The following is a 22,967-nucleotide window of genomic DNA, read 5'->3' as shown; positions in this document are numbered from 1 at the left end:
TCACCTCTTTTTAGATTTTGTAATCCAAGATAATCTATTTTCCGCCACTCTTTAAAGCTTGATTTCCTTCATACTAAGGAGAGCCTTCTTATTCATCTCCGAAATGGCCGCTTTCAGCTTGTCCTGTTCTATGAGTCTCTCTACAATCGAAAACTCTTCTTCCGTAAAATAGGAAAAAGAAATGCCACTATCCGGAATATCCATGATTCCCGTATCAAATCTGATCAAATCAATATCCACGCGGAAGCATTCCAATATTACCGTGATATATTTATTGGCAATCTCGTACTTTCCCTCCTCATAAGCACGGTAGCACTCCTCCAGCGGTAAATAATAGCTTCGCAAATCCTTCGTCGTGCAAGACCCAAGGAGAGTGAGTATCTCCTCTTCTAAAGCCTTCTTCTCTTCTTCCAGTTGTTTATTTTCCCGCTTAACTTTCCTGTACCCTTCTCCAATATCCTCATCGCCGAGCATCACCTTATTCAATTCCAGTTCTTTACTACGTAATTTTTGGCGTTCAGAATCTATTCTCTTTAAATCCTCTCTTAAATTTTTCATGCCGAGATTCGACTGATCATAAATGGAGAGTAAAAATTGTATTGCTGACAGTTTTCCGCTTCCTTCCATCAATTTTTGTAAAGCAAATCGTTTGAAAAAGTGCATTTCTCTATTAATAATGAAATTTGTGCCTCTCTCGTTTACTTGTCGAAGGACTTTACAGCAATAGCGTTCATCCCAGGAAAATAAATCCTCCATTAGCCGAAACAAAGTAATATCATTTTCCGCGGACACCAACAGCTCAATATTTTCGATAATCACTTCCGAATCATTGTTTTTTATTGCATTTTTTGTATATTCCTCAAGCTTTCTATCTATGTTTTTTAAAGTTTCATGTGCATCTACACTTCTTTTGACATACTCCTTATGTGCTTCTTCCACCTGCTTTTCATCTCCGGAATTCAGTTTTTTCTCTAACCCCCGGATTTCCGTTTGTAAAGCCCGACATAGGTCCTCCTTTTCGGGAGAAGCGCATTCTCTCAGCTCTTTTTCCAGTTTTTTGATTTTATAAAGATAATCCGATACATATGGATAATTCGTAAGACGAAGCAACTGTTCATACTCTTCTCGCAGCTGCTTTTTAATCCCTTCCTTTCCGAAATAGATACTGATCATTTGAAAAGAAAGAATCACTAAGAGAACTGTTGAAAAAACTGCAGATAACAAAACGCCGGCATATCTCCCTATCGCATACATCAAAATGGAATAAAGTAATGCCGTTAAAAGATACACCGTGATTCCGGTAAAACAGGTCCAAAAGGGTTTAATCAGTTTTGTTTCTTTGATATCCACCCAATAGGCCTGTCCGAAATTTGAGGATAAAACCGATGTTAAAGACAGGACAATCAAGGTATTGGCAATCTGCCCTAGTAAAAGATCAAAATAATTGATTTCCGGCAGAGATTCTATGGCTTTGTCCATATTGAAAAGATAGAGGAGAAACGTTGTTACAAGAAGAAAAGCTACTGTTACGGAAACATATTTAACTGTTCTGGATTTTAAATGGATCTCCATCTGCCACCTCAAGCGATTAGTTTAGAATAATTTTATTATCTCTTATATTCTTAAAAATGGCAAGATTTATCTGCAAAAATAAGATTTAGTCCTCCCTGCATTTTAATAGCGCATACCAATGACTCGTCTCCGACTGCTCTTTTTTATCCAAAAAATTCATATAGCCTTCCTCTACAAACTCTGCCCCCTTCATGCACTCCCGAATTAGGCTTTTATATTCCTCACGAGTTCTATAGATTGCACCATAGTAATCCTTTAAGTTCTCTGACCAGATATGGTCTAAAGTCAACCTTTCCTTTTTTCCGACGCTCTCTTCAAAATAAAGTAAAGTGTTCTGATTCACTAAGCGCCTTAAAAGTCGATAAGACTCCATCAACTCATCTTCATTAATATACATGGAAACACCGGCCATAAGAACAATGTCATACTGAGGAGTTGTGATTTGAGGATTGGAAAGGGCATCCACAATAGACATGGTATAAAAATGGCAGTTTCTGTTTCCGCTGTTCTGTTTTGCCACGGCAATCATCTCCGATGAAAAATCAACACCATAATATTCCTTGCACTGATCGGAAACCGCATCCGCCATCCTTCCCATCCCACAGCCCAAATCCAGAATCACTTTGTTGCGATTCAGCCCTAATTTGGGAAGAATAAAACCCTTTTCGTATTCATCCCATTTCACCGCATATTCAGGGTCTTGATCTCCCAACAAAACGGTAGTATATTCCTGCTCTCTATTTTTGATTGTTTTCGCTCTTTGATCATAAAAGGAAACAGTGCCTTTCGTATCAATACTCACTTTTTCCCCATATACACGTCCTGCCATCTATGCATTGCCTCCCTATCCGTTATCAGTTAAGCTAAATCTTCGTTCCTATTATAAAGATAGTAGTACTTTCCTTCAATATAGAACTATTCTACACGCTTGCCTCCATGTTATCTTGCAAAAATACTTTCATCCCTAAGATGATTTTTTTGTTCCAATCTGCATTTTTTTATATAGAAATCCAAGAAGCCGGATATCATGCGATTCCCAATATTTCGAAAAGCTCCTTCGCTTTTTTAACCGCAGTAGACTTCGCACCGCAGTTTGCCATTTCCAAAAGACCGGGCCACAGGGCATCTTCTTTCGAAATAGATCCTCTTTTAGCGGCTTCTCTTAAATACACTGCATAATAGATGCAAATATCTAAAATTCTATTGATCCAGGCAGGCGGCTTTCCTGTTTCCACCGTTTTTGCTCCCGCATCTTTTATACATTCCCAAAGCATACCCCAACAAATGCTTAGAAGCTCACTCTCCTTTTCCACAATGCGTACAAGCTTTGCAGGACTGATTTCTTCATAGCTTAAGAGTAGTCTTGTAATTTCTCTCACTATCTTTAAAGATAAAGTACCGGATTGAACCAATTCTTTAAACAAACTCTTTGCCCCGTAAATGCTGTCTCCATCCTGAGCCAAAAGTGCTACTACAAAGCTTAAAAACAGTTTGGAATAGGGCGTAGCCTCGCCTTCCAGGGGAGCCTTGTCTCCCCCTCTCCAGTTTCTAAACTCGCTGACCACAAGCTTCCCTTTTTCCTTATCATAATGAAGCCATACTTCTTTTTCAGCGTCTATTTTGTCGTTTCGGTCTCCCCTACGGTCTATCTTAGTTCCTGAAACCTGCCCCTCATGAGCCAGTCCATACAACCATCCGGCAATGACCACCCGATAGGAACAGTCTGAATCCTCCGGCAAATCCAGGTCGAATTGAAAAACTTTTTCCTTTTTTCTTAGTTCTATGGCCTTTATCCGAAAAGTAGCATGGTCTTCTATGAGTTCTTTTCCTTCCGGTAAAGGAAGCCATACTTTCTCAAAATCAGCGGGGGCGGGGGTCTCTACGGAAGCTATCGTTTTACTTTTTGATGTATTTTCTATAGTTCCTCGATTCTCTCTTAGGCTTCTATTATCATTTAGATCTACATCATCTTTTAGCGCTGCGCCATCTTTTAGATTGAATTTTTCTCTGAATCCTATGTTTTCAGTACTCTGTATCTGCTCTGTCTCTATGGAAAGCAACTTCTCAAGGATTTCTTTTGCATAAGATACCGCCTTGGAGGAGCCGCTTTTCCCTGCCAAAATGCGGATAGGCTTCATTTCCAGTGCTTCTTTCGAGGCAAGATTTTTTTCTACGGCAAAAATTGTCTCATCCAGATAATCTCTTAAAAGCTTTACAATCTCCGCAGTTCCGGCCAGGATTCTAGGCGAGTTTAAGGATTGCTCCACAGCGTCACAAGCTACTTTCCAAACTAAACTCAGCATCCCCTCATTTGCCATAAAGTCCATGGCAGCAGCAAGATTTGCCAGGTTGGACAGCTCCCCGCCGCTCCAATCCAAATAGGAAATATCCGCCAGTCCGGGAAGTAAAAGCCCTCTTTCCCAGGCTTCCTGGTTTGCCTTTAGCGCATCCTCCGCATTTTCATCACTAAGCCTTCCAAATACCGCAATCCAGTTCATGAGAGCCCCCTTACTTAAGGGCTTTCTCCTTCTTGCCAGCTGTCGTAAAATGATGCCTTGTCCATGATAAACTTCAAAATCTCTATGCACCGCCGTAAGGGAATAATCTCCCCAATTCGGAAAAATCGAAAACAGTGCGTTATGACTGTAAGCCAGTCTATAAGGTAGTGCCTTAAGGCTTTCCGGCGTTTTTAATTCCACCTTCCAATAGGGCGTTTCTCCCGGGAAAAAGTCCGGTTCTACATAGGGGTCTTGCAAGTAAGCTGCAATCAACTCCCCCAGCAAAATATCCTTTCCCTCTTCATCCTGCAAAAATTCTCCGGAGGGAAGCTGAACTTTCAAGTCAATTTCCTTTAGCTTTTCCGTGCATTTACTTCTATCTTCCTTTGCAAATCTCTCCATATCCAGTCTTGTTAATGCAAGCTGTAAGTCCGGCTCCGATACATAGGAGAATTTTTCCGCCCGGTACAGGCTTAGTCGCTCCAGGAAATCCACTACGGAAATGCTTAAGTCTTCAAAGCTTGGGGTGCTGAGTAAACAAGGCCATTGTCCTATGGTACGAAAAAGGTTCTCTCTTCGCATGGTTAAGAGTTCCCGATACTCTATCCTTACAATTTCTTTCTCCCCCTGCCAAAATCTTTGCCGACTTTCCTCCACCGGCTTGGTTTCTATTCCTCTTGCCCATCTCCCCAACGTCCATAAAATGCCGGAATCGCTGTTGGGAATTCCCAGAAGACTCATTTTGGCTTCTTCCGGATTTTTGTATGCAATGTGATTTGCCAAGGCAAGGAACTGTTCAAAAAGAAGGTCTTCTACACACTCCTTTCTATCGGAAAGCAGGGCAACCATGTCCGTTAAGCTTTCCGCCGTTCCCTCTCCCAAGCTAAATCTTGGAACTTCCCAAAGCTTAGGGCTTTCTCTCCATAAGCCCCGCAATTCTTTATTACTTTCTTCTTGTTCTAATATTAGCCCCCAGGACAGGACCAATTTTTCTGCAAGACCGGCAATACTCTTATCCTCATCCTGCAAATAAAGGGAAAGCCATTCTGCAAAGTCATTGGCGGATTTTGGCTTCTCTCGCTTTAAGGCAGAATTTAAAAGCATCTTCTTCGTTTTCTTGACCTTTGCGGAAGTACAGGAAATCAAAACCGGATACAGAAGTTCCTCGGAAATATTTTCTATAAGAACCGGGGCAAATCGCTCTAAAAGAGGACTCTCCCCAAGCCCCAGTAGCGGAATAAGATTTTCCGCCCTATCCATAAAATCCTTTTCTGCACAGCCAAGCTTATCCAAAAGCTCTACCCATGCTTTTCTGTCGCCGGGTCTTTTCGCAATGTACAGCGCATCAAAGATATACTCTTTTGCCGCTTCTTTACTAAGCAAATGCTTCTCTACTCCAAAGAAAAGCAACTCGGGAAAGGGGCCTGTTCCGGGCATATTTAGGGAAATTCCCTTTTCGATATGCTCTATAAATCTTCTCAGAATTTCTTCCTTCTCCAGCGTAAAGCTCTCATCGAAGAGATAATCCTTTTTTGCCCCCAGCAATATCACCGAAGAAGCTGCTGCCCAGTCTTTCATATACTCCACGGAATCCGGAATAGGGAGATTCATCCTGTGGAGAAGTTTCAGGCAAAGCATACCCAGGACGGAGAGGGAATGCTCCCAGGCTCTCCTATTGCCGCTTTCGGCAGCGGAAATGAACTGGATTGCATAGTTCTCACCTCTATCCATAATTGCCTGAAGAGCAATTTCATCTCCCCGGCCTATCACATTTGCCGCCCTCTTCGCCTCCACACCGATGCGAACAGCAAAAACGGCAAGCTTTTTAAGGTCAACATCCACAACCGGAGCAAAGCCGTAGCTGTTCTCGGATAATTGTTTGATTTGCACCCATTCTCCGGATTTCAGACCATCCCTTGCAATCCCTTGCTCTTCCTTCGTACCTATTCCAAGGCTTAAGATATCTTCATAAGCCGTTTCCTCGTATCCCAAAGAACGATAGATTTCAACAGCTCTTTCCAGTTTGCTTGCCATGTTAAACTCCTTTATATACTTTTCCAGCCGAACGATATCCCCTTGTCACCCTATGGGCTTACAGTCTTTAGATTATATTACTTGCTAAGTTATAGTCCTTTGACTATATTGCTTATCTGCTTAGAATTATATTCCCTTTCTTAGCTTCACCGCCAAAATGTGCTTGCATGGGCCTCTGCTGTTTTTATGCTTTAAATACCATGTACAAGTGCATTTTGCATTTTCCACTCCGGATCCTTCCGGGTAAATCACTCTGTAGTTTGTCTCTCCCGACTGCACATACCAAAGGGAATCCTCTACAAAGACGGTGTCCTCCATAAGTTTTTTCGCCGCCACAAGTCTCGGATTGTCCTTTAAGACTCTATCCGGGTCATCCGGAAGCTCTCTATGGAAAAATGCATTTTCATGAACATCAAAGCCCAACTTTCCTGAAACAGCAAGCAGTTCCATAGCATCATGAACATTTTTCTTATCCAAGCCCAGGGATGCAGAGATATTTTCAAGTTTAATTTTGGGCTCAAAATTCAATTCGTTATCGATTCTGTCGGCACATTCCAAAGTCTCTAAATTAGAAAGTGCCTCCAGCAAAGCCCCTTCTCCGGAATAGCCTTCATAGCTCTTCGCCGTAAGGCTCAAGGTAATGCTTGCGCCGCTCATACAGACTTCTATCATCATTTGCCCGGGAGCAGTCCCTTCGGGAGCATAAAAGTTAATCCTGTTCACATGGCTCATGAGACGCTTCAGTGCACTAAGCCTATGAAGACCGCTGATATATACGCTGTCTTTTTCTTCCCGTAGCTTTAAGATTGCACCGGTTTTTGTGGGGCAGAGCCATCCGGATTGTTCCTTTCCGGTAACAGGCGGAAGCCCTGCAATAAAGGCCTTTGCCTGCATTCCTTCAAGGTGGAATTTGTATTTCATTTTTTGATGAAGCACAGCGCAATTTCCCAGAGCTCGAATCCAGCGATCCGGCATTTCCACGAGGCGCTCTATCAGAATATCCGTTAGCAAAGTTCCGTCCGAAAGTTTCTTACTGTGCAAGCTCTTCCAGCCCTCATCGCCGATAAGAAACTTTAATCTATCTCCCTGTTTGATTTTACAAAGGGCTTGTCTTAGCTTGACGCCTATATCCACATTGGTGGTGCCGTAAAGAATTTCTCCATCCAAGGCAGTTTGAAATATATCCAGCCTTGCATAAACACCGTTACAAGCAGAAAAGCATTCCGCTCTAAGCCTATCCCCCTGGGCAGAAAGCACGGGGTCTTTCTGCGCCACCGGCACATACTGAAAATATCTTGTGCTCACAATATCCGCAAGAACCAAAATCCCTCCCGCGATAATCGCAGGATTCACGATTTCTCCCTGAAAAAACAATGGATTTTCCTCTATCCCCTTGGGGGTGAGGGCAGGCGCTATGGATAAGGCTAAGTTACCGTCATACAGGCCGGATATGCTTTTAAATTCTCTCATGTGTGCTCCTCTCATGACAAAGGAATTCCTATGTGCATCTTATAAAAATGGAAGCATATATACCGGAATATAGTTGATTCCGTTCTCCCACTTATAATCCTTAGTATGAACAAGATATTTATTCCCTATACGGCTTCTAAACTTGTCACAAAATTGATCCAATGATTTATGGCATCGATAATTTCCCGACTTCACCTCTATAGGACATATCTTGTTTCCTGTCGAAATTAGAAAGTCAATTTCATATAAATGATTGGACGAATTATTACCCATTGTGTAATAGAACAGATTGTTTCCTTTGGCAACAAGCATCTGCGCAACAGCATTTTCATATACATACCCTAAATTGGCTTCCAGTTTATCGGAAAGCAACTTATTGTAAATGATATTCTCAATATAATTCTTATCTCTGAAAGCAAGGGTCACAAACAATCCAACATCGGAAGTAAATAACTTGTATCTTCCCACATCCTTTTCCAATGCCATGCCGACCGCGGGATTATTGGCATGATATGCTATATTAACCGTGTAAGAACTTAAAATATCCGGCAAGAGGTCACGGACTCGCTCCGACCGTATTCCTTCTCTCGCATTTGATAAAATATATCGCGATGCATTACTGCTTAGATTTGCAGGAATCGCATCATATATATCACCGGTAAGGCCTGAAGCATCAATCTTTGTAAAATCTTCTTCATAAAGATCCACTATTTCCCTTTTGATCTCATCTACTTCTTGCAAGTTATTCTTTTCCAGATATGTTTCTACAGCCTGAGGCATTCCCCCAATCAGCATATATAATCTGAAAATTCTCATAAGATTTCTATGAATTGCATTCCCCGCAGGCCTCTTTTTTTCCAAAAGTATCTTGATTGTTTCAATGGAAACCTCATCTCCGATTGCCCATAAAAATTCTTCAAAATCCATCGGATACATAGAGATTTTATGTTCTTCACTCGGAATCAAAATATCCTTTGTATTCTTCTTAATCGAGAGTAACGAACCTGTCTCGATATATTTATATCTACCATCTGCAACGAGATACTTGATGGCCTGTCTCGCTTTAGGGAGCAACTGGACTTCATCAAAAATGATAACTGACTCTTTTTCATATAATTTGGTACCGCTTAATTGCTGCAACTGTAAAAAGAAAAAATCCAAATCATAAGTATCCTCAAATAAATCTTTTATGTCCTTACTTACATGAGCAAAATCTATTATGATATACGATTTGAACTCTTTTTTCGCAAATTCCTCTACTATTGTAGATTTACCGACTCTTCGTGCTCCCTTGACCAGCAACGCATATTTATCGCTACGGTTCTCTTTCCATTCAAGAATTTCTCTATATATTTTTCTTGTAAATACAGATTTTTTCATACTGAAGACCACCTTTCCAAAGGAAGTATAACGCAAATCCCCACTTAAAGAAAGCTAAATTCTGCGCAAATCCCCATTCGTGAAAGTGTATTTCTGACGAAAATCCCCATTCGATATCCATAAATATCCATAAATGAGGCCGGATTTCAAAAAGCCTGGCTAAAAATAGCTATTCTCTGCACGTCGTCTTTCCATATCAGAATCATATAAATAAATTTGTGATATCTTGAAAAACACATTAGCAGTCTTTGGATACTTAATGCTTAAAAATTCTGCATTTTCTTTATAAGCTTCTGCAATGTCTTTCTCTGCTTTACCTGCTGTAGGACTAAACATACCTCTTTTATTGAACAATTCACAGCTATATTCACTCAGTAAAGACTCATCTCCATATTCCTCTATAATCTGGCATACCGCTTCACATGGATAATGTCCATTAGCAGCTTTAGGCGCATATGCAAGTAACCTTCCTAACACATATCCAGACATTTCTTTTTGATGATTCGAATCTAATATACGTATCAATTTATCTACCCACGCCTTAATTTTTCCATAACTAACAACACCATTTTCTTCGCATGGACAAAACTTTGCCCTGTAAAATAACTCCCGTATTACTTTTGCATAGTTTTGAAACTCTTCCGCTTTTCTTTCTTCAGGATCATCATCCTCATGTCTAAATATGATTGAAACCATCTCAGCGTACATTACCGGATCATATTTTATTTCCTTCTGAAAGCACTTCATATCATCCCAATCCAAAAGATAGAAGAAGGCAATCTCAATATGCGCTATCTTTGCACATTTCTCTTGGTCTATAATATATTGCTCCTGTAATGGCCTTAATAATTCTTTTAAATAATAATCAGTCAGCGAATTAACGTTTCCTCGTTCCAACATATCAATTCCCTGCATTTTTTCAAGTAATTGCTCTGGTGTGAGTCTCCTATTTTTATGGAATAGATACAATAATTCCAAATATGAATTCACAGTTCCATACTGCTGACATTCAGCCACTGCCCAATCCATATTATTAGATGAAAACCATCGAAAATCTTTCCAGAATGCACGTTTTATTTCTACTGATGCATTATCAACTGATGGTTTCTTGTCAGTATATATAGCTTCGATTCTGAATAGAATAATTCTAAAATCATCATCTAACTCTACACTCTCACTTAATTCATTCACATTCGTATAGACATCAACTCCTCTACAAGCCAGCCCCTCAATGTATTCTATTGCCATCTCATGTTTACTCTGGCAGTTATATAGTGACACAAACACATTTTTATCAAAATTAACCCCAGCCCAATAATCCGCTAATACACGGCCCAAGCAGGAATGCTCCTCCTGAGCACACAATTTTGATAATAATTCCAAGCTATAATTATTTTGTTTAAACTCTTTTATTTTTTGAATAGTAAGGTTTTTTGTTTTACTTTCATTTATATCTCTCTTGTCATCCACATTATATGGAATTGGGTCCAAAATAATGCCATCATATGAAGGTATAAATAAGTATTCAAAATCATATTCTTTTTGGGTAAAGTTTATTGAATCTAGTATTTCAATCAGCTCTCCAATTAAGTCTTCGCCCATAGCCCATTCAGCTGACGCAAAATATCGATGTCTATAAACTAATCTTCTAATGTCATTCTTGATTATCAGCCTTTCATCATCATCCATCTGTGCAATCTCAAATAATAATTTTTCCTTAATCTTTTTTCGAATTTCTGAATCAACTACATCATATATCTCTAGCAGATCCTTCCATCTTTTCGGATTAAAGTCAGTTGCTTTTAAAAGAAGATATATATATCCCAAACTGGTATCGAACATCTCTTTTCTTGTTATTGTACCTTCTTCCACATGATTCCTATAATTTGGTACATGTAAACCGCCCATAATACTTCTATGCCCTTTTGGTAGTGCTCCAAAAATATGTTCCCATGCATTTCTATCTTTTGCTAATGCTTTTTCTGCAATTTCTATTTTGTCTTCACTTTTGCTAAATGCCGAAAAATTATGCCACGTACATAGCAATTTCCAAAAGATATCCTTCAGCGAATTTGATTTGTATTCAAATGATAAATTATCAAGATACAGAAGCCATTCATATGCACGAAATGCATATTCTCTCTGTACAAAAAATTCCTCAACTCCCCACAATATCTCAATATAATCATTCTCGCCAAATAAGAAATCAGAGGACTGATTTTCAAACAGCTCCATTAATCCTGTAGGATTTATTGGCTCTTCCTCTAACTTATTAAGCACACTATTCGGTGACACTTCACACAAATCAACAAAAAAATTTGAAATATAACGCCATTGTTTTGAACTTTGGATATATCCCAAAATTTTATTTACCAAAGCATCTAACTGAACTTGGCAATTATTATCTTTTTTATAGTAAGCCTTCATAATGAGACTACGTAACATCCCTTTTCTTATTACCTCAGACCAAAATAGCTTTTCTCTGTTGAATTGGGCAATAAGTTTTTCTTGAGATGAGTATGTGAATAGTTTCTCTGCCTCATTTATAACTTCAAGTAGAACATCCTTAAATTTTTTCCAGATTTCACTATCGTTATCAACATCAATATAATCCCATGCATTCTCAGCACTTGCCAGATAGTATTCCTTTGCCGAATCAATATCCACAATAATTATGAAAGGATCTTCATCCTTAGCATATTCCTTTATTTCTGAAATAAAGTCTTGATATCTAATGCCACTTAAACATTCTATAACTGCCCTATCTCCATCACAGTCTGTCCATTGACCTATCAATAACGCAGTATCCTTTATGTTGCGCTGTAATCCTTTTAGCCATCTAGGTTCTTTTAAATATGCTCCATTAAATAGTTTCTTCTTTAAGGGTACAAACAGACCATGTGTCTCTGATACTAATTTATTGGCTTTATTTATATCCATCCCAGCCCTCTGCAAAGACGCTAATATTGTAGAGTATGTACGAGGACGTAATATGATCTCCCCTTTAATAAATGACGGAACACGTTCAGTGAAAACAAATATATTAGTATTATTAGGAATGGCCACAATTTGCTCAGAATAAAACCAAGGTATATAAACATTTCCAGCACCCTTTATCTTAAGTAAGCCCTTCCAATCTTCTTCCTTCTTCACTATGAATATTGGCCGTTTTTCTCCTTGCATCCATAATTCGTTCACTGTGCAATATATGGCTTCTTCTTTGCATCGTGCTTTTATCGCAACAACTTCATCATTCTTCTTACTTGCTAGTGCTTCCTTAAATGTATCATCATCCACATTAAAGAAATCTAAGCCAATCTTAGGAGCAATAGTTTGACGCCTGATATCTAAATCAATCGCGTCGGCTGATAATATCTCTAGCTGTCGGCTTTGATATATCTGAAGTTCATTCTTTAATCCCTCAATTTTCTCTGCTAAATCCTTGAAACTTTCTTCCTGTTCCGCTTTCCATTCAGCCTGATAAACACGATCATATTTATCCGGTGCAACCACCGGAAGTTGCCCCATAATTGCAAATAGAATTGCGTTCGCATATGACAAAGCAATTCCGTGTGGGATTTCATATTCTTTCATAATTCCCATTAATGAATTGAGTAGCCTATCCTTTAATTTATAACCTGGTTCGTCCTTCAACTCATTGGCCAACTTTGTCATATTCTCTTTTGAGAGTACAATGGCCATATCATCAAATAATTGATCAGCATGATTTTCATAATCAACAAAAAATTCACCGGTATTAATGAATAATTGTTTTATGTCTTTTGATGCTTTAACCTTCTTTAATAGACTTTCACTTGAAGATAGAAATAATTCCATTCCTCCTGCTTTTGCTAGTTCTCCTAATGCTGTCTCGATTATCATACTTCCTCCTTTTAGTCTCTTTCCTCCATTTTCACTTTATTCATTAATGACATTCTATACTCTTCCAGCATTTTCTTTAATTCAGCGACTCCTATCAATAGAAGGCCTTTAAAACCTCAGTTATAGATATTGTCTGCTGATATTCTTTAATGTACTTATTGACATCTGGACCACAAGTAAATCTCACATGTAAAGTATGGTTCCTTATACTAATTTGGATGAGACTTCTTCTCTTCTATCTATATCCCGCATTTAAATAATCTGATTATCCGCTGTAGGTCTCTTCGCTCTCATATTTCCTAATGCAATAATCTCTCTACAAATAAAAAGATACAAAGTTCTGTAAACTACAGTAAAGCCTGTAATTGCGATAAATACGTCTGCTCGACATACTTCCGCCATAAAAGTTCTGCTGGAATAGCAAGTATGAAATAAGCCACAAAGGGTGCTTCCATATATACTAACAGACTGTTCAATGCTCCACTAATATAAGGTATCATAGACAAAGCCACACTAAAATAGATTGTAACAATCTCTTAAAAAAATACGCACATAAGTACAAACTTGTGTAAATGTGGTCTTCACGTTCAATCTTGTTTTTTTGAAAACCGAATTTCATGCCTGACATCCTGGAATTAATTTGAAGAAAAAAGCAACTACCTCACTTTCGGCAATGCATATTATATCGATTTATTGTAATTACTTTTTGTCATCATTTAATAATGTTTTACTTGATTCTCGTCTTTAACATGCCTATAATAGAGACAAATGGAGGTAATTACTATGGCATATACAGCAGATATTCTCGACAGTCTTGTTCCTATTACGCAGTTTAACCGCGGTCAGGCTTCCAGAATTTTTGATCGTCTTCATACCGAAAACCAGCTCATCGTATTAAAAAATAACCAGCCGGCGGCTATTATCCTGTCTCCTTCTGAATTTCAACGTCTCAGCGAGATCGAAGAAGACTATATTTTGCTCCTTGAGGCAACAAGACGCCTGAAAGAAGACTCTTCTTCCACGTCTTCCCGTGAAGATGTGATGTCTGAGCTTGGTATCAGCGAGGCGGATCTTGCTGCTGCCGGGGATGTGGTGATGGAATGAGGTGGCAGATTGAATATTTGGAAGAGGCTAAAAAGGATCTGAAAAAGCTGGATCGAAGTACTCAGATTATCGTCCTCAAGGGAATTGATAAGGTAAGTGAGAACCCGCTCCCCGCTCAGCAGGGCGGTTATGGGAAACCTCTCGGAAATAAAAGTGGAACCAATCTCACAAACCTGCTGAAGATTAAATTTCGGGATATCGGCATCCGGGTCGTCTATAAAGTCGAATACACAGATACTGTGATGAAAATCATCGTTATTTCCGCACGCGCAGACGAGCAGGTATATAAAGAAGCTAACAAACGGAAAACTAGGCACGAACTGTAGCCTACATCCAGCCACGAACTATATAATAGCCTCTGTGCATTCTCGCACAGAGGCTATTACCATGACTCCGGCAAACGACGGGCTATGATTATTCTGAGCAGGATAGGACGCACTCGGCGTCATCTTCTTCTCATTTTCTTTTTCAAGATGCCTGTACGGAGATCATCCGTGCGTAAATACCGTCTTCTTTCATGAGTTTATCGTGATTTCCGCGCTCTATAATTCTTCCGTCCGATACAACAAGAATCTGGTCTGCATCCTTTATGGTCTTTAATCTATGGGCAATGACAAGAAGGGTCTTATTCTTGCAGAGTTCCGAAATCGCCTCCTGTATAGCCCGTTCATTATCTGCGTCCACACTTGCTGTTGCCTCATCTAAAATAACGATGGGCGAATCCTTCAGAATACATCTGGCAATGGAAATTCTTTGTTTCTCTCCGCCAGAAAGGGAGGCGCCGCCTTCCCCGATTACCGTATCAAATCCTTCCGGAAGCGAGCGGATAAGCTCATAGCATCTTGCCTTCTTTGCCGCCTCTATTACTTCTTCCCTTGTGGCACTCGGTCTTCCCATTGCAATATTGTTATAGATTGTGTCCTTAAAAAGGTAAACTCTCTGAAACACCATACTGATTTGATCCATCAGGCTTCCCAAGGAAATATTTTTGATGTCTTTTCCGTTAAGCTTAATCGTCCCCTCCCGGATGTCCCAAAATCTGGCAAGAAGAGAAGCTATTGTAGATTTTCCACTGCCTGACGGTCCTACAAGAGCCGTCATTTCCCTCTTTTTCATGCTAAAGGAGATGTGATTCAGCACATTCTTTCCAGTATAGCCAAAGCTTACATCGCTGTACTCCACAACAGAATCATTTTGCGCTTCTTTCGTATTTTCAAATAACACAGTATCAGCGGAATCCTTCCTTGTTTCTTTCCCATCTGTAGACAATGCAGTGTCAGCAGAATCACGAAGTTCTTCCGCTTCAAAGACCTCTTCTATTCTGTCTAACGAGGCAGCAGTTACCGTAAGTCTTGTAATTTGACCATAATAGCTCTCTATGGAAATAAACAGATCAAATAAGAACAATACCATTCCCACCATATAGTCCGGCGCCATTTCTCCCTTCGCATATAACAGGCCTGCTACAGCAAGCATGAAGGATGTACCGATCCCGTAGGTAAGGTATAATGCTCTCGCCCATGGTCCATAGCTTTTCTCAAAGTCAATACTTTCCCTACAGCTTTTATTAAACTCGGCGGAAAGACTTTTGGATTTTTCTCCTAACATATTAAAGGACTTGATAATCCCTATTCCTTCGGAAAAATCCAAAACCTCTTCCGTAAGCGATTCACTTCCCTCCTGCTTCGTCCTGGAATGGGCAAGGGTCGTTTTCATCATACAATTTCCTACGATGACAAAGGCGATAATCACTGTCAGAGCAGCTATCCCTAATCGTACATCCATGACAAACATCATGAGTGTCATAAGACCTTGGGAAATCATAAAAGTCACCAGTTCCGATAAAACAGTCATACAGCACTCTTCAATAAATACCATGTCTGTACATAGAACTGTGCTTATTTTTCCCATATTTCCTTCTGTAAAGTATCCCATCGGAAGTTTCCGGAGATGATCTCCCAGTCTCATTCGCATATCCGCAAACACTTCATATCCTGTTGCAGATTGAAGAACATTCGTGATATGCTCAAAAACCGATTCCACTGCAATGCAAAGAGCAAGACCGATTCCAAGATAAAGACATATCTTTTCCTGCATTTGCCCCTTCATAAACAGACTGATCGCAATAAAACTGAAGATTAACGGTGCCTTCATCATAATCCCCTTGATGAAAGAAGTAATATACGAAGCTCTGATTCGGGAACTGTATTTTCCTGTCATACAAACGATTCTATGCAGTATCTTTAGCATGCTTTTTCTCCTCCCTTAATCTTCCATGTGCTTGCACTTACAGAGGCATCCCAGAATTTCTTATACTCCGGACATTCTTCCAGGAGCTTCTCATGCTTATCGGCTGCAATACACTTTCCTTCTTTTATCACGCAAATCTTATCCGCATTTTTTACCGTGGAAAGTCTGTGCGCAATCACAAGCACCGTTTTATTCTTTGTGATTTCATCTAGAGCAGCATTTAATTTTTCTTCATTTTCCGGATCCATAAAGGCGGTAGCCTCGTCCAAAACCACAATCGGCGCATCCTTCAAAATCGCACGTGCCAAGGAAATTCTCTGGCGTTCTCCTCCCGACAGTTGCTTTCCGCCGTCTCCCGCCATGGTCTCTATTCCGTCAGGAAGTCTCTTCAGAAACTCATCACACTGCGCTCTACTTGCCGCTTTCAGTACCTCTTCTCTTTTCGCCTCGGGCTTTCCGATAAGAATATTTTCATAAAGACTTGTATTAAATAAAAATTGCTCCTGCGCAACATAAGAGACCTCATTATTCAGCGCTTCCAGAGACAAATCCGTGATATCCTGTCCGCCAATCCGGATTTTCCCGTCACTTAAGTCATAATAATGCACTAAAAGCTTAGCCAGTGTAGACTTTCCGCTTCCCGATTCTCCCACAAGAGCGGTTGTTGTTCCCTGCGCAAGTTCCAGACTTACACCATGCAGAACCTCTTTCTCTCCATAAGCGAATCGAACATTTTCAAACTGAACATCCCTATTTCCCCCGCTAAACCTTGCACTTCCCTCTTTAAGCGCCGGTTTATCCATAAGATGTTCCAGCTCTGCGATTTTATAATTCAGCTGCGGAAAATTTCCTGCAAAATGCATCGCCTTCATAAAAGACGGACCGACTGCGAAAGACATACAAAGCACTAAAATCAGTTTATCTAAAGCAAGACTTCCGCTGATAACCCAAAATACGCCTACCGGAAGGATGAGAAGGGCGAGACACGGCAACACACTGGAATACATCGCCATCCAGGGCCAACAAGCTCTGTACCATAAAAGGGTAAAATCTCTGTAGTTTTTTACGACTTCTCCGAATCTTTTATAGGAATCGCCATCCTTATTGAATACCTTCACCACTTCCATTCCATTTACATATTCAATAATCGTGTTATTCATCACAGCAGCGGATTCATAGTAGGCATCCATTTTGGAACTGCCCTGCTTCATCATCATACCCATGGCAAAGATTCCTACGAAAATGGGAACAAGGGAAAGCAAAGCTAAGCGGTAATCCACCGCAAACATCAGAACGAGGATGGCAAAGGGAATCGAAATATTGGCAATCCCTTCCGGAATCGCATGAGCAAGTAAAAGCTCGATCATATCAATATCTTCCGTAAATACCTTTTTTATACGGCCGGTACCAAGGCTCTCTATATTTCCGAGAGACTGTTTTTCCAGTTTCCCCTGTAGAGATATTCTTAAATTTTTCAGGGTATTATATGCACTGATATGGGAAAATATCAGACCTTTTACATAGGCGAAAGAATAAATGATTTCCGACAAAAGTACCCCGAGTACCCTGAGCATCAGATATCCCAAACTGATGGATTGCCCTTTTGTTAAAGGGGAAATTATCTGATACAGGAAAAAATAGGGCATCGTTTTTGCCACAATCCCGATACACATCATGATGACTGCTCGGATCGTGTATTTCTTGTATTCTCCCATATAGGGAGCTACTTTTTTAAACATTGTGCTCTCCTTTTTATTTCATTCTTACCGGCAGAAATATTGCGTTATTACGATTCGCATTAGTTAGTTTATTCAATTCATATTCATATTATTATGTTATTAAAATCCGAATTAATTAGTTATTACTAACTATTCTATTGATTTTAAGCCGTCTCTCGACGACTAAAATAGACTAATCCATGATTCCTACTGCCTTTTTCCAATCCAGGAATCTGCATAGAACTTTGCAATGCTCTTCAATTTCTCTCCAAGACATCTTATGAATGAAGGGTTCATAAACAGAGGTCCAGAATGTCGTACAGAGAACATGCATTTCCTGATCCGTAATCTCCGCTTTCGCAATATTTCTCTTTTTTGCCTCTTCATAGTACTGCGTATAGGCGTGCGTCATGCGAAAAGCAAAATCATGCCCGAAGTTCTCATGCACTGTTCCGGCGGATTTTTCTAAAAGTAATACAAATTCTTCTCGAATATCCCATAGGATTCGGAACACATCTAAGATGTATTTCTCATTCATAATCCATGTATTTCTCACTTCTTCATCGCTCATAGAGGAAAAGTCCACATCCGTTCGTTCCGAAACAAAATGGTCTAAAGTTGCTACCGCTTCTTCGACAACAACACTAAACAGTTCTTCCTTCCCTTTGTATCGTTTATAAACCGCACCTGTTGTAATCTTTGCATTCTCACATATTGTTTTCAGTTCGGCTTTGATAAATCCCTTTTCCATGAACTCTTTACGAGCACTTTCCAAAAGCCTCGGATCAATACTGGTATCACGGTTTGACATATACTCTCTCCTTCATATTTGCCGCAAAGCGGATGAACTTATATTGATAATTACATTATCGATAATTTAATTATCAGTTGTATTTATAATACTACTTAGTTCATATGTCAACTGTTGTTCTTGGAGCTTTCAATTTTCTTTGCCTCCAAAGTGTTCTATAGGTAAAAAAATTTCTCCGGTGCATAAAAACACCAGAGAAACAATAAACTATTTTATAAGATTTTTCCGGACTCCGCTTTCAACTTGTATTAAGAAATGCAGATGTTTGTGTCAAGCATATACCTATAGCGCTTCTAGTTCCTGTGCCGTATCCCTTGTTCTTCCGTCCACCATGAAATCATCTGAGAACATATCTACTGCTCTCATAAACGAATCCCACTTGTTTTCTTTAGGAAGCAGAATAACAATATCACCTATCTTATTCACTACTACCTCATCTGATGAAAACTGACACTCCTTAGGAAGTCTGATTGCCTGACTTCTTCCATTTTTTAAAACCTTTGCCGTCATCATATAGTTCACCTTTCTTTTTCTTTAATTTATAGTACTGCTTCGAATCGCTATGCTTCAGTTAGACTGACTTATCACGAATCGCTCAAAATGGAAGCACTGACTCACTTTGACACAATAGTTTGCTACTTAGAGGATCTTTTTCTTAGATAGTCCGTAAAACTTGTTTCCGGAAGTCTTCTATTTTTGTTTAACATATTCTGCCAAATTGTATTTCCCTCAAGTTCCGTAATAATCTGTTTTTCCATTGCTTCCATCAAAATATGTCCTGTATCTACATGCTTCAGATGATATCTTTTAATGTATAAAGCAATGTCTTTATAATTATTACTGGCCAAAATACCATTGTACGTTTTAGTTAATGCAATTCCGGCCGCTTCACCGCGCCCAATCTGCTTCTCTCCTTTTATACCCTTAATCAAAGAACTATATAAATCATATTCTTCCGTTCCAGTAACAATCTGCTGTACACTTGCAACATTTGTACTAATCAGTTTATCCGCTCTTTGCTTTATATGCGGAATCGATGGATTAGATAACTCTTGATATACCGGTTCAGGCAAGACTATTCTCCCGCTGTATAATGTTTGTAAAATATTGGTATTGTTTATCCATAAAAAAGCAGAAAGACAATCTGTATCGAAAAATAACTCATCAGTCATTAGGATATCCTTCCTCTTCATCCAAGTTAAAAACAATATCCGCTCTGAATCCATCCAGTAATAATTCTTCCTTTTTGCCCTCGGAGATTAACCCCATCTCCGAGAGTTTTTCCACCTTTCTCACATATTCCCCTGTAGTAAAATACTGTTTTCCTTCTAGTGAAGGAAGATAGAGTTCTTTACCATATCCTAGTTTTGCAGCTTCACGGGAAATTTTGATATCTTTGAATGGAGACATGGAATTCGCCGATACAAATCCATCCTTTTCAAGACGAAATAAAAGAGCCATATGACTAATCATGTATAGTTGCTCTAAATCTATAATTTTATTTAAAGTCCATCCATCAAACTTTTTTGCATACTGAAACAAGGTATCGTATGGCATAAGCAAATATCCGGCAAACATATCCGCTTCTTTTTCAGAATCTGTTTTATCATCTCCCATATACATATCACAAACAACTCTTCCATCTATAGTCTCATAGAGTATATGGTATAGTTCATGGGCTAAAGTAAAGCGTTGTCTTCCATAAGACGTTGTTGAATTAATACAGATAATAATATCTTCATCCACCTTGGTACACATTCCGCTGATTCTCTGTGAAAGAGGATACTTTACTATGGTAATCCTCTTTTCTTTCCATCCATTGACAACAGCAAAAATGTCGATGGGAGAATAACTGTCTTCCCCTAAAATACGCCTTGTTTCCAATGCAAGTGAATTTAATTCTTGTGCTGTCTTCATCCTATTCCTCTTTAAGTTTCTCATTCATATATCGAATATTCATTGCAATTTTGTTTACGGCTGCTATGCTTTGCAAATCTTCTCCCTGAATGCTATTTGCTCTAAAAGCAAAATTAAGCGGAATATAGGCATCGCTCTGCCCCAAAAGATATGCTTCCGTACAGCCAAAAAGACTGCATAATTGATCCATCATGGTAACACTCATAGCTCTTGTTCCATTTTCAAGTTTTGTTATTAATGTTTGATCCACACCAAGGTATTTTGCCATCTGTTCTTGGGTTAATTTGCAATCTTTTCTAAGTTTCTTTAATCGAAGATGAAGTTCCTTCTGTTCCATTTTCCCCTCCTGCTACAAAATCACCTAGAAATAATATACTCTTCTTTTGTCATATTTTCAATAATATTTATATTATTATTTATGACAGACTTTTGACCATCTATAACTCATATTACCGGATAGTTGTAGGAAGAATAAAATCAGATAAGAAAAATCTACCAGCCGGTAGATTTTTTTGATAAACAGATTATTTATCTTTTTCAAAATGATCTCTTAATACCATTAATCTAATTATTAGAACAGTATTCAGAATAGCCGCTAATATAAGACCAGCTCCAACCCAAAGCAAATCTATCGCAAACCCTATAATGAAACATAGGCTCCATTTCATAATTTGCTTACCACAAATGATGCATAAGTTCTTTGCTTTTATTTGATATATTTTCGTCAAGATCATGTCCAGTTAAATATCGAATTGCTCTGCCGTTCGAACTAATAAATAGAATACCTATAATCAAATAGAGCAAAACCATCATGGAATCGATACATAAAAATACAAACATATTGATTACCTCTTTAGTATCCATAAATAGAGATGTTTATATCAAGCATTTACATCATATCGCTTCATGCTCCTGCACTATATCTCTTGCTCTTCCGTCCGCCATGAAATCATCCGAAAACATATCTACTGCTCTCATAAACGAATCCCACTTATTCTGTTTTGGAAGCAAAATAACAATATCCCCTATCTTATTCACTACTACCTCATCTGATGAAAATCGACACTCCTTAGGAAGTCGGATTGCCTGGCTTCTTCCATTTTTAAAAACCTTCGCAGTCATCATATAGATTACCTTCCTTTCTCTTGTAATATGCACTGAACATATATCTCAATATATACCCAAGTCAAGAGCCTATCGATTTATACCTTCTAACTCTAAACGGAATATTAAACGGAGGCTCCTGCGGCGGCTCCTGTGGATGTTCCGGTGGCTCCCGGGAAGGTTCTTCGCGGGAAAAGATTAACGCCTAATCATCGAGGTGATGGTCAGGCGTTTTGTTGCTTATTATTCCTGAATACATTTTTCAAGTTCCCGGCAATAATTGTTCTTTTCTTTCGTCATCATCCGGCAATGGTCGTAGCCTTCCCATACCTTTATTTGGGCGAGCGGATAAGTCTTGGGAATCATCTTCTTTGCCTTCTTATAATCGAAATCCTTATCTCCGTACGAAAAGACGCATTTCCGCTGAACATCACCGGAAAGCGGCGGCAATTCCACGAATGCACAGTCGTGAACAATGTTTCGGATGCTTTCCTCATTCATTGCAATAAAATGTTTTGCCAGAAGCGGGGCGGCCTCTTCTCCAAACATGGAGGACATCTTCTTCACACTAAGCTCCGGGTCTGCGACAGCCTTCTTATGTTTATGCAGAAACACCGTGCGGAGAATCCACTCCATCATCTTTGCGTTAGTGTAGAAACTGCTTCCCTCAAAAAACAGATGGTTGAATGCAATATCATCATATTTGAGAAGCTGCAGAAGAACCACCCCGCCCAGTGAAGCTCCATATCCGAGTGAGAGCTCCGAGATATTTTTCTCAACCAAATACTCATGGATCTGTTTTGCCTCGTCAGCAGCACTTTTATAGGTATCCTTATCGGCATCGCCGTGCGCTGAGAGATCCGGTGCGAGATAACGGTATTCCTCTCCAATGATGTCAGCGATAAATGTCTTCATGCCGTTTGCTGACGAAAGCATCGGATGAATCAGAAGAATCACGTTCTCTTTTTCGTTATTCCAATCATGCATTATCATTTTCGAAATACCTCACAAGGAGTCCCATAAATATAATCCCTATAATCAAGTAGAGCAAAACCATCATGAAATCGATACATAAAAATACAAACATATTTATACCTCTTCGTATCTTAAACGGTTAATTTTAGTATTACTCTAAATCATAATACTCCATATATCGCTTAAATGATATTTTTATTTGCTGAAACAAGAAATCATCCATTCTTTTTTATATAAAATAGCGGATGAAGT

General features: G+C 39.2%; 18 protein-coding genes. 2 read left to right on the top strand and 16 right to left on the bottom strand.

The genetic code is table 11. From position 1 onward, the window contains the following. Positions 1–51: 51 nt before the first annotated feature. The 7 genes from HMPREF9124_RS04645 to HMPREF9124_RS11965 all read right to left on the bottom strand — a co-directional run bounded on the left by HMPREF9124_RS04645 (position 52) and on the right by HMPREF9124_RS11965 (position 13,238). The gene (locus tag HMPREF9124_RS04645; protein WP_009428159.1) at positions 52–1,572 is read right to left on the bottom strand and encodes a hypothetical protein; all 1,521 of its coding nucleotides are present in this window, start codon (positions 1,570–1,572) and stop codon (positions 52–54) included. A gap of 85 nt (positions 1,573–1,657) precedes the next feature. Then, positions 1,658–2,401 carry a class I SAM-dependent methyltransferase gene (locus HMPREF9124_RS04640; RefSeq protein ID WP_009429186.1) on the bottom strand — a complete coding sequence of 248 codons (744 nt, stop codon included), beginning with the start codon at positions 2,399–2,401 and terminating at the stop codon, positions 1,658–1,660. A gap of 196 nt (positions 2,402–2,597) precedes the next feature. Further along, positions 2,598–6,104 (bottom strand): hypothetical protein, encoded by a 3,507-nt coding sequence (locus HMPREF9124_RS04635; RefSeq protein WP_009427919.1) that lies wholly within the window; start codon positions 6,102–6,104, stop codon positions 2,598–2,600. A 126-nt stretch (positions 6,105–6,230) separates the two neighbouring features. Then, positions 6,231–7,574, bottom strand: coding sequence for an SWIM zinc finger family protein (locus HMPREF9124_RS04630; protein WP_009428183.1), 1,344 nt, complete (start codon positions 7,572–7,574; stop codon positions 6,231–6,233). A gap of 39 nt (positions 7,575–7,613) precedes the next feature. After that, positions 7,614–8,954: an ATP-binding protein gene (locus HMPREF9124_RS04625; RefSeq protein ID WP_009428705.1), complete on the bottom strand. Its 1,341-nt coding sequence runs from the start codon at positions 8,952–8,954 to the stop codon at positions 7,614–7,616. A gap of 159 nt (positions 8,955–9,113) precedes the next feature. Further along, positions 9,114–12,836, bottom strand: coding sequence for a hypothetical protein (locus tag HMPREF9124_RS04620; RefSeq protein ID WP_009428918.1), 3,723 nt, complete (start codon positions 12,834–12,836; stop codon positions 9,114–9,116). Between the two features lie 252 nt (positions 12,837–13,088). After that, the gene (locus tag HMPREF9124_RS11965) at positions 13,089–13,238 is read right to left on the bottom strand and encodes a hypothetical protein (protein ID WP_009428994.1); all 150 of its coding nucleotides are present in this window, start codon (positions 13,236–13,238) and stop codon (positions 13,089–13,091) included. A 381-nt stretch (positions 13,239–13,619) separates the two neighbouring features. Here HMPREF9124_RS11965 and HMPREF9124_RS04615 point away from each other — a divergent pair, with 381 nt between their 5' ends. Together HMPREF9124_RS04615 and HMPREF9124_RS04610 are read left to right on the top strand one after the other, a co-directional pair. Beyond that, on the top strand, positions 13,620–13,940 hold the full coding sequence (locus HMPREF9124_RS04615) for a type II toxin-antitoxin system Phd/YefM family antitoxin (RefSeq protein WP_009429434.1): 321 nt from the start codon (positions 13,620–13,622) through the stop codon (positions 13,938–13,940). Further along, entirely contained in the window at positions 13,937–14,266 is a 330-nt protein-coding gene (locus HMPREF9124_RS04610; RefSeq protein WP_009427710.1) for a type II toxin-antitoxin system RelE family toxin, read from the top strand. The genes HMPREF9124_RS04615 and HMPREF9124_RS04610 overlap by 4 nt, the downstream gene beginning before the upstream one ends. Before the next feature lie 142 nt (positions 14,267–14,408). On the opposite strand, the gene HMPREF9124_RS04605 is transcribed toward HMPREF9124_RS04610, so the two are convergent. The 9 genes from HMPREF9124_RS04605 to HMPREF9124_RS04565 all read right to left on the bottom strand — a co-directional run bounded on the left by HMPREF9124_RS04605 (position 14,409) and on the right by HMPREF9124_RS04565 (position 22,733). Further along, the gene (locus tag HMPREF9124_RS04605; protein WP_009428443.1) at positions 14,409–16,190 is read right to left on the bottom strand and encodes an ABC transporter ATP-binding protein; all 1,782 of its coding nucleotides are present in this window, start codon (positions 16,188–16,190) and stop codon (positions 14,409–14,411) included. Continuing rightward, positions 16,184–17,929: an ABC transporter ATP-binding protein gene (locus HMPREF9124_RS04600; protein ID WP_009429885.1), complete on the bottom strand. Its 1,746-nt coding sequence runs from the start codon at positions 17,927–17,929 to the stop codon at positions 16,184–16,186. Before HMPREF9124_RS04600 ends, HMPREF9124_RS04605 begins: the two co-directional genes overlap by 7 nt. A 172-nt stretch (positions 17,930–18,101) precedes the next feature. Continuing rightward, positions 18,102–18,719 (bottom strand): TetR/AcrR family transcriptional regulator, encoded by a 618-nt coding sequence (locus tag HMPREF9124_RS04595; RefSeq protein ID WP_009429084.1) that lies wholly within the window; start codon positions 18,717–18,719, stop codon positions 18,102–18,104. Positions 18,720–19,001: 282 nt separating this feature from the next. Next, a complete protein-coding gene (gene vapB, locus HMPREF9124_RS04590) occupies positions 19,002–19,232 on the bottom strand; it encodes a type II toxin-antitoxin system antitoxin VapB (RefSeq protein WP_009428561.1) in 231 nt (76 codons plus the stop codon). Positions 19,233–19,354: 122 nt separating this feature from the next. Further along, on the bottom strand, positions 19,355–19,891 hold the full coding sequence (locus tag HMPREF9124_RS04585) for a hypothetical protein (protein ID WP_009427712.1): 537 nt from the start codon (positions 19,889–19,891) through the stop codon (positions 19,355–19,357). After that, positions 19,884–20,660, bottom strand: a complete 777-nt coding sequence (locus HMPREF9124_RS04580; RefSeq protein WP_242821555.1) for an ImmA/IrrE family metallo-endopeptidase — start codon at positions 20,658–20,660, stop codon at positions 19,884–19,886. The genes HMPREF9124_RS04585 and HMPREF9124_RS04580 overlap by 8 nt, the downstream gene beginning before the upstream one ends. Next, on the bottom strand, positions 20,638–20,973 hold the full coding sequence (locus HMPREF9124_RS04575; RefSeq protein ID WP_009429953.1) for a helix-turn-helix domain-containing protein: 336 nt from the start codon (positions 20,971–20,973) through the stop codon (positions 20,638–20,640). The genes HMPREF9124_RS04580 and HMPREF9124_RS04575 overlap by 23 nt, the downstream gene beginning before the upstream one ends. A 557-nt stretch (positions 20,974–21,530) precedes the next feature. After that, on the bottom strand, positions 21,531–21,761 hold the full coding sequence (gene vapB / locus HMPREF9124_RS04570) for a type II toxin-antitoxin system antitoxin VapB (protein WP_009428349.1): 231 nt from the start codon (positions 21,759–21,761) through the stop codon (positions 21,531–21,533). Positions 21,762–21,983: 222 nt separating this feature from the next. After that, the gene (locus HMPREF9124_RS04565; RefSeq protein ID WP_009428000.1) at positions 21,984–22,733 is read right to left on the bottom strand and encodes an alpha/beta hydrolase; all 750 of its coding nucleotides are present in this window, start codon (positions 22,731–22,733) and stop codon (positions 21,984–21,986) included. Positions 22,734–22,967 lie beyond the last annotated feature (234 nt).

Source organism: Oribacterium sp. oral taxon 108 str. F0425 (assembly GCF_000214455.1).
Lineage (GTDB): Bacteria > Bacillota > Clostridia > Lachnospirales > Lachnospiraceae > Oribacterium > Oribacterium asaccharolyticum.
The sequence above is the reverse complement of the archived record's forward strand: the minus strand, read 5'-3'. Positions and strand labels throughout refer to the sequence as shown.